We start from the raw sequence: 14,379 nt of genomic DNA on the forward strand, positions 1-14,379 counted from the left end.
AACAAACCTATGCTGCTGCGCTCCTCTTCGCGTATCACTCATTCGGATTCCAGTACCACCTGTGCCATCGCCATGCTCTTGATGTGCGTAATCGTCACCAGCGCCCGCCGCACGCCCATTTCGTCGGCAATCTTGCGCGCCTCACCTGCAAACCTGATGATCGGCTGTCCGCTCGGCGCGCGTGAAACTTCAAAATCCCGCCATGCCACGCCGCGACGCCATCCTGTTCCAATGGCCTTCATCGCCGATTCCTTGGCGGCAAAGCGTCCTGCAAAGCGCTCCATGCGGTTCGGTTTCGACTCGCAGTACGCGCGCTCGGCTTCGGTGTAAATGCGCGACAGGAACCGCTCTCCATGGCGCGCAATCGCCGCCTCAATCCGGTCAACCTCACACAAGTCCACGCCAATTCCAACAATCATGATGTTCAGCGTACACGAAGCCCTTCGCTTCGCGCCTTGATCAATTAGATGCAGAACCCAATTGCCGTCCCGAAAAAAGCCACACTTACCCGACTTCCACCAGCCCATAGCGGCGGTTCCAGTGGCTTTTCAAATAGTGCATCACCATACGTTTCTCTCCGTCGGTGATCTCCGCGCAGTCTTCTTCCAGCAGTCCTCGCGCCTCGCGCTTCGCGCATTCCAGCAGCTTGCGGTCGCGGATCAGGTTTGCCACCCGCAGACTCGGCATCCCGGCCTGTCTTGTGCCAAAGAACTCTCCCGGCCCGCGCAGTTCCAGGTCTTTTTCCGCAATCTCAAATCCGTCGTTTGTCCGAACCATTGTGTCCAGCCGCTGCTGCGCGTCTTCGCTTACCTTGCCGCCGGTCATCAGCACACAGTAGGACTTTGCACTGCCGCGCCCAATGCGCCCGCGCAACTGATGCAGTTGCGACAACCCAAAGCGCTCCGCGTGCTCAATCACCATGACCGATGCATTCGGCACATCCACGCCAACCTCGATCACCGTGGTGGCGACGAGAATCTGCACCTCACCGGACTTAAAGCGCCGCATGATCTCGTCTTTCTCGTCGGCGCTCATGCGCCCATGCAGCAGCCCCAGCTTCATCTCGGGGAATGTTTTCTTGCGCAGCTCGTCGTACATCTTCATCGCCGCTTTCAGCCCTGTATCCTTCTCGTTCTCCTCGATCACCGGATACACGACATAAGCCTGCTGACCTGCCGTCACCAGCTTGCGCACAAATTCCCACACTTCCTCATCGCGCTCGTCGGGCACCACGCGCGTGCTCACCGGAGTGCGTCCCGGCGGCAGTTCGTCAATCACGCTCACATCCAGATCGCCATAGAGCGTCAGCGATAGCGTGCGCGGAATCGGCGTTGCGGTCATCACCAGAACATCCGGCTGCACTTCGCTGTTCTTGCGCATCAGTTTCATGCGCTGCAACACGCCGAAGCGGTGCTGCTCGTCCACAACCACCAGCCCCAGCCGCTCGAACTCCACGTTGTCCTCGAGCAGTGCGTGGGTTCCAATCACCATCTGCGCGTGTCCTTGCGCCACATGGTGCCGGATCGCGCGTTTGCGGTCTTGCTCCAGCGATCCCGTCAGCAGCACCACTCGGTATCCCGCGGGCTCCAGAATGCGCCGTGCCGAAAGATAATGCTGCGTGGCGAGGATTTCCGTGGGAGCCATCATGGCGACCTGGTAGCCGCTTTCCATCGCCATCGTCGCCGCTTCGAAGGCCACAATCGTCTTGCCCGATCCCACATCGCCCTGCAGCAGCCGCCGCATCGGAGACCCATGCGCCATATCTTCGGCGATCTCCTTCAGTACTTTCTTCTGCGCCTGCGTAGGATGAAACGGCAGCACGCGCTTCAGCGCCTCGCGCACCTTGTCCGTGATTTCAAATGCGATACCCGGCTGCAACCGCGCCTTGCGCCGCTTCAACTCCAGCCCCAGCTCCAGGAAAAACAGTTCCTCGAAAATCAGCCGCTGGTGGGCCGGAGTCCTCGCTGCCTGCAAGTCGGCGAAATTCTCTCCCGCATCGGGCCAATGCACGTTCCAGAAAGCTTCCGCCCGCGGCACCAGTGCCAGCCGCCCGCAGATGGCCGTCGGAATCGCATCGCCCACATCTTCCGGCATGTGCTCCAGCGCCGTGCGTATCACCCGGCGAAACCAGCGGGCGTTCAGCTTTCCCGTCGCCTCGTAGATCGGCACAATGCGCCCAATCTCAAGCGACTCAAATTTCTTCTGCTCTTCCGTCTCAATTGGCGGCTCGCCCTCCTCGGGCGGCTCGTGCAGAATTTCGAACTGCGGCTGGATCATTTGCAGTCCGCCGCGCCCGAAGGTCGAGTATTCGACCTTGCCATATAGCGCGACCAGCGCCCCCGGCTTGAATTTTCCTTCCAGGTATCCGCCGCGAAACCAGATGCACTTCAGCTTGCTTCGCCCCTGTCCCGCCGTCATCTCAAAGATGGGCATTCGTCGCGTACGCAGCAGCGCGCTCGTGCGCACCTCGGCAATCACCGAGGCCATCTCTCCCGCCTTCAGTTGTTCAATCGTGCGCGGATTGATGCGGTCTTCGTATCGGAAGGGCAGATAGTACAGCAGGTCTTCCAGAGTATGGATTCCCTTTGCGGCCAGGGTCTCCGCCACACGCGGGCCTATGCCCTTCAGGTACTGCACTTCTGTCCGTAACTCTGGCATCTCTCGCATGTTAACGCATTGCGCCCTGTGCAACTCCCGGTGGCCTACATCCGCCTTCTTTTGGTGAATGTGGGAGAGCACCTGACACCATCTCCTCTGCCAACTTTTCTCTCGGGCGAGGTGTCAAAGTAGATGTGTCGGGAAACTTCTGGAGATCGCTTGCCGCCGTACTCATCGGGAACGCGATCTACTTTGCCTGTTCCCGCTATCTTCCTCCTGCCGCCCGGCACAACACTGCCGAACTCGACCTTGGGTTGCTTGTAGATTTTTGGTTTTGCCTAGTCGTAATGGGTTTTTTGGAACTTTGGTTTCGGCACAAAAGACAGATACGAAGGCCGCGCTAATGTAGTATGGCCTTAGATTTTGGCTTTTGCTGTTATCGGGCTGCTTATGCAACGGATTGCCATCCTTTACGACGCCAGTCAGGCGGTCTTGTCCACCTTCGATCTTGACGAGGTTCTGAACCAGGTCCTCGCGATCGTGCGGGACTACTTCCAGTTGCAGAGCGGCAGCATCATGTTGCTCGACGAAACATCGCAGCGCCTGTACGTGCGTGCCGAGTTCGGCGCCAGCCGCACGTCGCCTGATTTCTTCGTCCCCTTCGGCAAGGGCATCACCGGAACCGCCGCCAAGGCTCGCCGTCCGATCTATTCGGCGGATGTCACGACCGATCCGCGTTACATCGCATATGTGCCCACCACTCGATCCGAGCTTGCGATTCCGCTGATTGTGGGCGATCAGGTTGTGGGCGTTCTTGACTGTCAGAGCGACGAGACGGCTTTCTTCGACAACGAAACCGTCGATCTCCTCACGCTTTTCGCGACCCAGGCCTCCATCGGCCTGCAGAATGCGAAGCTCTACTCCATGCTTCAGCGCCGCGCTGCGCAGATAGAGGCCATCAACGCAATCGCCAAGCGCACCACTGTGGAGCAGGAGTTAAAGGATCTGCTCGAACGCCTTTGCACCCAGATTCCTCAGTCGTTTCCGGTCGAGCACGTGGCCATCATCCTGCGTGATGAAGAGGGCGACCTCGTCCTCCGCGCCCATCAGGGCACGCTTGCCACCTCCCTCAACGAAGGCGATGTGCTTCCAGCCGAGTACGCCGCCAGCAGCGGTCCCGAATCAAACCGCCACTATATCGGCCCGGCCTCCAGTTGCTTCCCCACGGCGGTGGAGGAAGTTCGCATCCCCCTGGTTTCCTTCGGCGAAAACGTGGGCCTGCTCGTCTGCCTCTCGACCAAGCAGAAAACCTTCCTGGCCAATGACATTCAGGCCCTCGAGTCGGTGGCCGACATTCTTGCCACCGCCTCCCAGAATGCCCGCTACGTCGAGCACGTGCGCCAGCTTGCCTATCGCGACGGCCTCACCGGAGTCTTCAATCGCCGCTATTTCGAGACGCGCCTCATTGACGAGGTCACTCGCGCCGCCCGCTATGGCGGAGGCGTCAGCGTACTTATGATCGACCTCGACCATTTCAAGAAGATCAATGACGAGTTCGGGCACATGATCGGCGACGATGTTCTGCGCGAAGTTTCCAACGTCTTCGTCCATCAGTTGCGCAAGCTTGACGTGGTCTGCCGGTATGGAGGCGAGGAATTCTCCGTCATACTCCCTGCCACCCAGGCTGTGGCCGCCGTTGCCGTGGGCGAAAAGCTTCGCTGCGCCGTCTCCAGCGTCAAATTCCCCGGAGTTCCGTATCCTGTAACCATCAGCGCCGGGGTAGCCGAGTTCCCGGCCAACGGCATCACCCGCGACGAAATCGTGGGAGCCGCCGACACTGCCCTCTACAACGCCAAGGCCAGCGGACGCAATCGTGTCTGCCTTGCTTCCTCCTCCTCGGCCTCTGCAAACGGGGAATAGCCGTCTGCCCGGTTCTCTCCCTGATTGACAGCCAGAACCGGCCCCCGTACCCTTATCTAAGAAGTTACGGCGTATCTTCTTGCCCTCTTGGGGCGTCTAATACTTACCTATGTCTTTTCGTTCTCACCTTCGTTTTCACACCGCTTTGCAGCTTGCCCTCGCTCTGGAGAGCGCGGAAGAAACTCTCGTCGGCGGCCAGGCCGTTCTTGAAGGCGTCATGATGCGGTCCCCGCACGCATGGGGCATCGCCATTCGCAAGCCCGACGGGCAGATTGCGACCCATTCCGAGCCGCTCGCAAAGCCCAGTGACAAGCATCCCTGGAAGGCGTGGCCTTTCATTCGCGGCATTGTTACCCTCGGCTCCGCCATGGTCCTGGGATTCAAGGCTCTCCGCTACTCTGCCGACGTCGCTCTGGAAAACGAAAAGACCGAAACCGGTGAAAAGCTCGAGATGAGCGGCTGGGCCACGGCGCTGAACATCGCTCTCTCCCTCGGCTTCTTCATCTTTATGTACAAGTTCCTGCCCTTTGCCGCTGCCCGTTCGCTGCGCCACTGGGCTCCCGAGACCGGAAACTCCGTGCTATTCGCCCTCGTCGAGGGCCTCATCCGTCTGGCTATTTTCCTTGGTTTCATCTGGATCACCTCGCGCTGGAGCGACATTCGCCGCGTGTACCAGTACCACGGCGCCGAGCACAAGACGGTCTTCGCCTTCGAGAATCACGATCCGCTCACGGCTCAGGCCGTCCAGCGCTATTCCACGTTCCATCCGCGCTGCGGCACCAGCTTCCTGATGACCGTCATGATCATCTCGATTGCCGTGTACGCCTTGGTTCCGGTGCATGGCTTCTGGGCCGGATTCGCCTCCCGCATCGTGCTTCTGCCTGTGATTGCCGGCGGCTCCTATGAGATCATTCGATACGCGGCCAAGAAGCGTTCTTCGCTGTTCGGGCTCATGACCGCCCCGGGACTCTGGTTGCAGCGCATTACCACCCAGCCTCCCGATGACACCCAGGTCGAGTGCGCCATCGTCGCCCTCAACCACGCCATGGAACTCGAAATGCAGCATGGCGGAGAAATGGTAATCGCCTGATGATTTGCACTTCCATCCCGGCTCTCGCCTCGCAGCTTCACCTTTAGCGGCGCCCGCCGCTCTTTGCGCTTTTTGCTGCCCGTTCCACCCAAAATTTCAGAATCATCCGGCCGTGCGCGCTTTCTTGCGCCAGCGCGGCCTGAAAGCTCAGGGACATCATGTTTGATCGTTTAGACCAGATCGAGGCGCGCTGGAAGGAATTGAACGAATCCCTCGCCGCCCCCGAAATCATCAACGACTCCACCGCCTATCAGAAGGCCGCCAAGGCTCAGGGCGAGCTCGCACCCATCGTCGAGAAGTACCACGAGTTCAAGAAGATCAAGGATGGCATCGCCGACTCGCGCGCCCTCGTCGCCTCCGAAACCGATCCCGACATGAAGGCCTATGCCGAGGAGGAGCTGCACTCGCTCGAACAGCAGCTTCACGTCGCTGAAGAGGAGCTTAAAGTCCTCCTTCTCCCCAAGGATCCCAACGACGAAAAGAACATCATCCTTGAGATCCGCGCCGGCACCGGGGGCGACGAAGCCACCCTCTTTGCCGCTGAAATCTTCCGCATGTACATGCGCTATGCCGAGTCACGCCACTGGAAAGTCGAGGTCCTATCCAGCTCCGAATCCTCCGTCGGCGGCCTTAAGGAAGTCATCGCCATCATCGAAGGCAAGCGCGTGTACTCGCAGCTCAAGTACGAGAGCGGCGTGCACCGCGTGCAGCGCGTTCCCGACACCGAAACCCAGGGCCGCGTCCACACCTCGGCCGTCACCGTCGCCGTCCTCCCCGAAGCCGAAGACGTGGACATCAAGATCGAAGCCAAAGACATCCGCATCGATACCTTCTGTTCCTCCGGTCCCGGCGGCCAGTCGGTGAACACGACCTACTCCGCCGTGCGCATCACCCACTTGCCCACGAATACCGTGGTGAGCTGCCAGGATGAAAAGTCGCAGATCAAGAATCGCGAAAAGGGTATGCGCGTTCTCCGCTCCCGCCTATACGAACTCGAGCAGGCGAAGCAGCAGGAAGCGCTTGCCAAGGAGCGCCGTTCTCAGGTCGGCTCCGGCGATCGCAGCGAGAAAATCCGCACCTACAACTTCCCGCAGAACCGTGTCAGCGACCACCGCATCGGCCTCACCGTCCACCAGCTCGACCAGGTGATGGAAGGCAAACTCCAGCCCTTCGTCGACGCCCTCGTGACCCACTACCAGGCCGAGAAACTCAAAGGCGAAGCCGCCAACGCTTAACCAAAATTAGTATCGGGGCGTGCGCATCCGACCGCACTCTCCGCGATCCAAGCACCGCCCCATATACGCTTGCCTCTTCTGGCAAGCGTATATGGGTTCCAACAAAGTCGCGGGAAGCGCGTTCCAAGATTTCGCTGTTGCCTTGGCCTTTGCTTCGCTTTTGCTCCTGGTTTTCACCCTTCGCCGTACAATGCAGTTGTGCAACTCCGCCAGGCCATTCACTCCGCCATCGCCCAACTCGAACTCTCCGGCATCGACTCCCCCCGTATATCCGCCGAGGCCTTGGCTTTCCATGTCCTCCATTGCGACCGCGCCTACCTCTTCGCGCACCCCGAGCGCGAATTAGCTGCCGACGAGCAGTCACAATACGACGCGCTTATCTCCCGCCGCGCCTCCGGAGAACCCTTGCAATATCTCACCGGACACCAAGAGTTCTGGAAACGCGATTTTCTCGTTACCCCCGCCGTCCTCATCCCGCGCCCCGAAACCGAACACATCATCGAAGTCGTCCTCGAACTCGTTCAGCAAAATTCGCTCAGCCCCCGCCTCAAACTCGTCGATGTCGGCACCGGCTCCGGAGCCATCGCCATCACCCTCGCCTGCGAACTCCCCGACGCCGAAGTCTTCGCCGTCGATCTTTCTCCCGCCGCACTTGCTATTGCGCGCACGAATGCCGAGCGCCTTGGCGCGCACGTGCGATTTGCGGAAAGCGACGTCCTCGCCTCCGTTTCTCGCGACGGCACCTTCGACTTCGTCGTTTCCAATCCGCCCTATGTCGGCCTCAACGAGTCAGATAAAGTTCAAAACGTCGTGAAAGATTACGAGCCGCACATGGCGGTCTTCGCCGGAGACAGCGGACTCGACGTTATCCGCCGGCTCATTCCCCAGGCCCGCGAAGCCCTCCGCCCCGGAGGTTATTTGCTAATGGAGATCGGCTACACCCAGTCCGAAGCCGTGATGTCGCTTCTTGACGGATGGAACGACGTTCACTCCGTCGCCGACCTCGCCGGAATCCCCCGCGTCATCGTCGCACGCAAACCTTGAGGTGCTCCAGAGTTGGCGTTCCTTTGGATTCTGTCCAGCAGCATCCGAGCTCTGCCTGAGTGCATCTAGAGAACATTCCTCGAAACCGCACGGCGAGGCTGTCAATCAAGGGGAGCTTACGTGGCACACCAGTTCTCAAAAATCATGTTCACCGAAGCCGTGAAAAAGTTACAGGAGCGCTACGGTTCGCGCCGACAATACGAGCGGCTCGCCCAATCGGGGGCCGACTACGACCAATTGGGTCCGGACGAAATTCAGTTCATTCAGCAGCGCGATTCCTTTTACATCGCCTCGCAGGGAGAGAATGACTGGCCTTACATTCAGCATCGCGGAGGACCAAAGGGTTTCTTGAAGGTGCTCGATCCGAAGACGCTTGCGTTCGCGGATTTTTCCGGCAACAAGCAGTACATCACGGCCGGCAACGTCGCCCACAACGACAAGGTCACGCTTTTTCTTATGGACTACCCGCATCGGACTCGGTTGAAAATCCTCGGCCATGCGGAAATCACTGACATTCAGGGCGATTCTCCACTCGTAAAGGAGTTGGCGGCTGCGGGCTATAAAGCGAAGGTTGAGAGACTGTTCAAAATCAACGTCGTTGCATTTGACTGGAATTGCCAGCAGCACATCACTCCCCGCTACACAGCGGAGGAGATTCTCGACCAGATCGATCAAAACGAGGCTGGCCTCGTGAAATCTTGAACATTGCCATCACCGCCTCGTTGTTTCGCGCTCTTATCGGCGTAGCTCAGAATCAGACAGGGGTGGCCCATTCAAGCCCGTTGTTGGTTTGAGATGGGCTTTGACTTTCGATTTTTGCATGTCTTTCCTGCTATAGTCTCCAGCCATGTTCGAGCGATACACAGAGAAAGCTCGGCGCGTCATCTTCTTCGCCCGCTACGAAGCCAGCCAGTTTGGCTCTCCCTATATCGAAACGGAGCACCTCCTGCTCGGGCTCTTGCGTGAAGACAAAGCGCTGGCGCGTCTTGTCCTGGCCTCGCCCACTACGGCCGAATCGATCCGCAAGCGCATCGAGGAGATGACCGTGATCCGCGAGAAAGTCTCGACCTCCGTCGATCTGCCTCTCAGCAACGAATCCAAGCGCGTCCTCGCTTATGCAGCCGATGAAGCAGATAAGCTTGGCCATAAGCACATCGGCACCGAACATCTTCTTCTTGGCTTGCTGCACGAAGAGAAATTCACCGCGGCATCGCTGCTGCACCAGTCGGGGCTCGATCTGCAAAAGGCGCGCGAGAGGATCGTAGCCTCCGCACTTTCCGGCTCCACCGGGCAAGTGATGCGCGAGCAGACTCCCATCCCCACCGTCCACAGCGTCGAGTTCGTCTGCGGACACGACCTCGTCGCCGCCTTCGGAGCGCCCCACGCCCCCATCCCACGCATCGGCGAAGAAGTCATATTTCGGAACCAGGGCGGCGAAGACCTCTCCTACCAGGTTGATAACGTCACCTACGTCTTCAGCGCCTCCCCCTCGGAAACCGCCATCCCTTACCAACCCTCCCGCGTCCTCATCGAACTCAGTCGCCTGCATCGCGACTCAACCGCTTAGTCGGAGAACGCCCGAAGCTACCCCCGACAGGGTGGCCCAGAGTTGGCGTTTTTCCAACTCTGGGATTGTTGCCCTTGGCGGCTTAGTCAATCCCTGCTTTTCGCAAAACCCTATTGCACAACCAGTGATCCACTCCTCTGCTTGTTGACTTGTAATTCACGGATTTCACCCCGGCACTCGCATCAAAATCACGCGCCCAAGTCGCAAAACCCGACCAAATCGCCTACTTTTTGCCCCGAAATGCCCCCAATCCAATTCCTGTCAAGCCCCGGATACCCGCAGATTCCCCATAACCCACTCACAGTGCAACACTTACAAATTCCTCACCACTGAGGGGATTACCACCCCATCTTTGTTACTCTGGAAATAGGAAGGATTCCCTCCTGCCTGCAATCGGCTTCTAACTCCTTTGTTTCCTAATTTTTACGCGGAAATATGGGGGGAGGGGGCTGGCTTGCACCTCTGCCCCAAAAAGCTGAAACTGTTCGCATGTTGAAGGTTGGTTTGACGGGCGGAATTGCCTGCGGAAAAACCACGATTCTGGCAATGTTTGCCGAGCTTGGCGCGCACACCTTGCGCGCCGACACCGTTGCGCATCGCCTCATGAATCCCGGCGAGCCGATGTTCGACGCTATCGTTGCCGCCTTCGGCCAGGAAATCCTTGCGCTCGACGGCACCATCTCGCGGCCAAAGCTCGCGGCAGCGGCCTTTCCCAATCGCATCGCCGAGCTGAACTCCATCGTTCATCCGCGCGTGCTGGCCTTCGAGGACAACTGGATGCGCGAGGTTGGCGAGACCGATCCGGAATCGGTCGCCATCTGCGAAGCCGCGCTGCTTATCGAAGCCGGAGGACTCTCGCGCTACGACCGCCTGATCGTTGTAACCTGCAGTCTGGAGCAGAAGATCGAGCGCTTCGCCCAGCGCACCGGAGCATCGCCCGAAGCGGCGCGTGAAGAGGTTCTCAAGCGCATGGCCGCCCAGATGCCTGAAGAGGAAAAGGCCCGCATGGCCGACTACGTGATCGACAACAGTGCGGACAGGGCAGCCGCCGCGGAGCGCGTCGCCGAAGTGTGGCAGAGGTTGAAGTCCGCTGCGCAAGCCTCACGCTGACCGCGGTTACTTCACCTTCTCCCAGACCATCGTCCAGCGGCTCTCGCCCACAGGATTGAGCTTCTCGGTACCGCTGTAGGTGAGCTTGTCGTTCTCGAAGCGGTAGTTGCGTGGCTTCGGCTCGCCGACCTGGTTCGGATCGAGGGAGACCTCGGGAATGTGCGCCGCAACGTGGGCTTTCTCGTCCACCGTGTAGGTGCCGCAGTAACCGCCAAATCCGTCGTAGGCGGTCTTCACCTCCTGCGGCGTGGGATGCTCAGCATCGACCCACTTCGGGCGGTCGGGATCGACCACCTGTGCGCAGACGTGGCCGCTGGCGTCGTACATAAGGTATCCCTGCGCATGCGGCCCAAACCCATATGGACGCGTGGTGCCGTCCGGCAGGACCTCGGTAGAGGACACCAGCCGCCACGTTCCCACGAAGGGCCGTAGTGCGGTGTTCGGCGCTGATGGCTTACCGCTCTGCGCCAGTGCGCATGCGGCAACGAGCAGCATTCCACACAGGAAAAGCCTACGCAAACCTTCATCCTCCTGACCAGGAAAGTGCAATCACCACTGACAGAAGATGCAGAAACGTCCTACAAAGTGCGCTTGAACAACGGCACCGCAAGCCCCAGACTGATGAACCCGAACAACGTCAGGTAAATGATGTCCTGCGAGACCGCTGCCCACGACGCATCCTTGAGCAGCGTTGCCTTGAGCCCATGTACCGCGTAGCTGAACGGATCGATATAGGAGATCGCGCGCAGCCACTTCGGGAAGGCCTGCACCGGATAGATCGCTCCGCTCGGGAAGTAGAGCAGCGTGTTGAGGATGCCGAACATGGCGCGCGGCACCAGCGGATCTTCCACCCGCACCATGAGCAGGAACATCATGCCATTGAAGGCGAAGGACGTAGCGCAGATCAGCAGGAACCACTGCAGCATGCGGTCTGGATGGAACGACGCACCGAGTCCGGCGATGAGCGAGCCCAGCACAGTCAGCGTGCATCCGGCGAGTACAGCCTTGAATGCACCAGCCAGGTTCAGGCCGAGCACCATCTCCATCGCCGTGATCGGCGTAACGAGATAGCCCTCGTGCACGCCTCTCGCCTTGTCGTCGATGTACAGCATGCCACCGCCGATCATGACCGAGACGAACATGGCCAGCGTGATCGAGCCCGGCAGCAGGTACTTGAGATACTCGACATAGGGATAGAGCTCCACGATGTCGAGCGCCACCTCGCTGGGAATGCGCTTGGCCGAGGCTTCGGGCAGGTTGAGCGATACCACCAGCTCCTGCATCTTGGACTGCAGCGAGTTGGCCATGAACTGGTCGCTGTTGTCCACCACCATGCCGAGCTGGGGATTCTCTCCCGCATAGTAGCGGCGGGAGAACTGCGAGGGGATGATGAGCGCCCCTTCCAGCCGCCCCTGCCGCACGTCTTCCCGCGCCTGCACCTCGTCAGTGTAGGGAACCATGACGAACGTGCGCACGTTGGACTGCACCGAGCGGAAGGCCTCCTGGATGCGGATGGCCTGAGTGCCGTGGTCCTCATCCACGATGGCCACCCTTGCGTCCCGTATCTTGCCGCCGAAGGCGTTGCCCAGGATGATGAGCTGGATAAGCGGGAAGATCATGGCCGTGACCATCAGGGTTGGGGAACGGAAGAACTTACGCATCTCCCGCTCGATGATGGCTAGCATTCTGGTCATGGCTGCATCCCCGGGCGCGGCGGCATCATGAAGCCGAAGGCCTTCACCTGCTCGTCGCGGAGCTGGCGGCCGGTGTAGTGCACGAATACGTCATCGAGTGAGGTGTTCTGCACGCTCAGGGTCTTGATCTCCACCTTGGCGCGCACGGCCAGCTCCACCAGCGCGGTCGTGGTCTGGGTGCCGGTGGTGGTCAGCACGCGATACATGTTGCCCCCCTCCTCCTGCACACTCTCAACCCCGGGTAGGGCACGTAGCCGCTCCACCCACCCCTCCGGCACCCCCGTAAATTGCGCCTCCACCACATTATTCCCAGGAACGCTGGATTTCAGCGTCATTGGAGAATCAAGCGCGACGAGCTTGCCGTGATCAACAATGGCGATGCGATCGCAGAGGCGGTCGGCTTCGTCCATGTAATGCGTGGTGATCAGAATCGTGAGCTGGCGGCGGCTCTTGAGCTTGTTGAGCATCTCCCACACGGCGACGCGCGAGACAGGATCGAGGCCTGTAGTCGGCTCGTCGAGGAAGAAAATGCGCGGGTTGTGGACAAGTCCGCGGGCAATTTCGGCGCGACGACGCATGCCACCGGAGAGTGTCTTCACCTGCGCATCTCGCCATTGTGTGAGGTCGACGGCCTCGAGCAGTTCGTCGATATTGCGCTCGCGCTCTGCTCGCGGAACTCCGTAGAGCTTGGCGTAGATTTGCATGTTTTCGGCGATAGTCAGGTCGATGTCGCTGGTCATCGCCTGCGGAATAACGCCCATCATGCGGCGCGCGGCATCGGCGTTCTCGCTTACATCGTATCCGCCGATGAAAGCCTTGCCGCTGGTGATCGGAATGAGAGTGGTCATCATGCGGATGAGCGTGCTCTTGCCGGCACCATTGGGACCGAGCAGGCCGAAGATCTCGCCGTCCTTCACGTCGAAGGTCACGCCTTTGACGGCCTCGAAGTCGCCATATTTCTTGACGATGTTCTCGACGGCGATTGCCTGTCCTTCGTGTCCGACGTGATGTCCTCTTGTACGACTGAGAATGTTCATGCCAGCTCCGCTATTTGCCGATGAGAAGACGCTTTGGCAGGAGAACCTCGGCAGTCATTCCGGGAACGTAGGTTTCTCGCGGGTTGTCGATCAGCAGCTTCAAGCGCACGGTGCGAATGTCGCGCTTGGTGCGGCTGTAATCACGCTCAGTTGCGAAGTCGGCTTCGGCAGCCTTGGCGATGATTTTGCCGGGAACGCGCTCTCCACCAGGCATGCGAACATCGAGCGTGTCTCCGAGTTTCACCACCTGCGCTTGCGTTTCAGGAACTGCTGCGTAAACCCATGTTTGAGCGAGATCGACGATGGTGACGATGGGCGTGCCCACGCTCACGATTTCACCCTCGCGTGCGGCGCGAACGCTGACGGTGCCATTTATCGGTGAAGTGACGCGCGTGTAATCCATGCGAACTTCGGCTTCAACGAGCTTCGCGTTGGCCGAGTTCATCTGGCCTTCGGTGGCGGCGATGTTGCTGTGCGCGGCGGCGGCCTGATTGATGCGTGCGCGCATTGTGTTCACGGTGGCTTGCGCGGCATTGACCTGTTCGCGGTTGGCGCGCACGCGAGCTTGGTTTGCGGCAAGTGTCTGCTCAGCGCGATCTCGCTCCTGTTGGCTCGCGACACCTTGCTCGGCGAGAGTGACGATGCGCCTGGTGTCGAGCGCCTGCTGATGCTCGACAGCCTGGCTTTCTTCGAGCGCGGCTTGAGCGGAGAGTAGCGCAGCCATCGCGTTTTTCAACTGCGCGTCGGTCTCGCCGTGAGTGCTGGCATAGGTTGCGCTGCTCTGATGAACTTGCGAACGAAGGCTGGCAACGGTGGCGCGGGCCGCATCGCGCTCGGCGGCGAGATCCTGATTGTCGATCTGCGCAATCAACTGGCCCTGCTTCACGGGTTGACCTTCGTCAACCGGCAGGTGTTCGATGCGTCCGGCAACTTTGCTGCTGACAATCACCTGGTTGGCATCGACGGTGCCAATGAGAACCAAGTCGGTGCCGCCGCGCGTGGAAATGAAATAAAACGCGAGCGACAGCAGGAACACAATGCCTAGCATGACGAAGACGCGGTACTTGGGGTTCATAACAAATTC

At 59.6% G+C, this 14,379-nt stretch carries 12 protein-coding genes and 1 pseudogene; 7 read left to right on the forward strand and 6 right to left on the reverse strand.

Features of this window, described 5'->3' with window-relative positions:
- Positions 1–38: 38 nt before the first annotated feature.
- A complete protein-coding gene (acpS, locus tag AC6IY8_RS16635) occupies positions 39–419 on the reverse strand; it encodes a holo-ACP synthase (protein WP_497775743.1) in 381 nt (126 codons plus the stop codon).
- A gap of 85 nt (positions 420–504) precedes the next feature.
- Positions 505–2,658 carry an ATP-dependent DNA helicase RecG gene (gene recG / locus AC6IY8_RS16640; protein WP_497775745.1) on the reverse strand — a complete coding sequence of 718 codons (2,154 nt, stop codon included), beginning with the start codon at positions 2,656–2,658 and terminating at the stop codon, positions 505–507.
- 390 nt (positions 2,659–3,048) lie between these two features.
- Here recG and AC6IY8_RS16645 point away from each other — a divergent pair, with 390 nt between their 5' ends.
- The 7 genes and pseudogenes from AC6IY8_RS16645 (at position 3,049) to coaE (ending at position 10,564) form a co-directional block, all read left to right on the forward strand.
- A complete protein-coding gene (locus AC6IY8_RS16645; RefSeq protein ID WP_497775747.1) occupies positions 3,049–4,518 on the forward strand; it encodes a diguanylate cyclase in 1,470 nt (489 codons plus the stop codon).
- Positions 4,519–4,627: 109 nt separating this feature from the next.
- Positions 4,628–5,608, forward strand: a complete 981-nt coding sequence (locus AC6IY8_RS16650) for a DUF1385 domain-containing protein (RefSeq protein ID WP_497775748.1) — start codon at positions 4,628–4,630, stop codon at positions 5,606–5,608.
- A gap of 158 nt (positions 5,609–5,766) precedes the next feature.
- Positions 5,767–6,843, forward strand: a complete 1,077-nt coding sequence (prfA, locus tag AC6IY8_RS16655; RefSeq protein ID WP_497775750.1) for a peptide chain release factor 1 — start codon at positions 5,767–5,769, stop codon at positions 6,841–6,843.
- Between the two features lie 198 nt (positions 6,844–7,041).
- Positions 7,042–7,887: a peptide chain release factor N(5)-glutamine methyltransferase gene (gene prmC / locus AC6IY8_RS16660; protein ID WP_497775753.1), complete on the forward strand. Its 846-nt coding sequence runs from the start codon at positions 7,042–7,044 to the stop codon at positions 7,885–7,887.
- A gap of 120 nt (positions 7,888–8,007) precedes the next feature.
- Positions 8,008–8,589 carry a pyridoxamine 5'-phosphate oxidase family protein gene (locus AC6IY8_RS16665; RefSeq protein ID WP_497775754.1) on the forward strand — a complete coding sequence of 194 codons (582 nt, stop codon included), beginning with the start codon at positions 8,008–8,010 and terminating at the stop codon, positions 8,587–8,589.
- Positions 8,590–8,734: 145 nt separating this feature from the next.
- Positions 8,735–9,148: pseudogene (locus AC6IY8_RS16670) on the forward strand (Clp protease N-terminal domain-containing protein); the annotation flags it as partial.
- A 795-nt stretch (positions 9,149–9,943) separates the two neighbouring features.
- Entirely contained in the window at positions 9,944–10,564 is a 621-nt protein-coding gene (gene coaE / locus AC6IY8_RS16675) for a dephospho-CoA kinase (RefSeq protein ID WP_497775756.1), read from the forward strand.
- Between the two features lie 6 nt (positions 10,565–10,570).
- On the opposite strand, the gene AC6IY8_RS16680 is transcribed toward coaE, so the two are convergent.
- From AC6IY8_RS16680 to AC6IY8_RS16695, 4 genes are read right to left on the reverse strand one after another with little or no spacing between them, the layout of a single operon-like run.
- Positions 10,571–11,083 carry a lipocalin-like domain-containing protein gene (locus AC6IY8_RS16680; RefSeq protein ID WP_497775757.1) on the reverse strand — a complete coding sequence of 171 codons (513 nt, stop codon included), beginning with the start codon at positions 11,081–11,083 and terminating at the stop codon, positions 10,571–10,573.
- A 59-nt stretch (positions 11,084–11,142) separates the two neighbouring features.
- On the reverse strand, positions 11,143–12,258 hold the full coding sequence (locus tag AC6IY8_RS16685) for an ABC transporter permease (protein ID WP_497775759.1): 1,116 nt from the start codon (positions 12,256–12,258) through the stop codon (positions 11,143–11,145).
- On the reverse strand, positions 12,255–13,295 hold the full coding sequence (locus AC6IY8_RS16690) for an ABC transporter ATP-binding protein (RefSeq protein ID WP_497775760.1): 1,041 nt from the start codon (positions 13,293–13,295) through the stop codon (positions 12,255–12,257). Before AC6IY8_RS16690 ends, AC6IY8_RS16685 begins: the two co-directional genes overlap by 4 nt.
- A gap of 10 nt (positions 13,296–13,305) precedes the next feature.
- A complete protein-coding gene (locus AC6IY8_RS16695) occupies positions 13,306–14,370 on the reverse strand; it encodes an HlyD family secretion protein (RefSeq protein ID WP_497775761.1) in 1,065 nt (354 codons plus the stop codon).
- Between the last annotated feature and the right edge of the window lie 9 nt (positions 14,371–14,379).

It is taken from the genome of Koromonas soli (assembly GCF_059726265.1).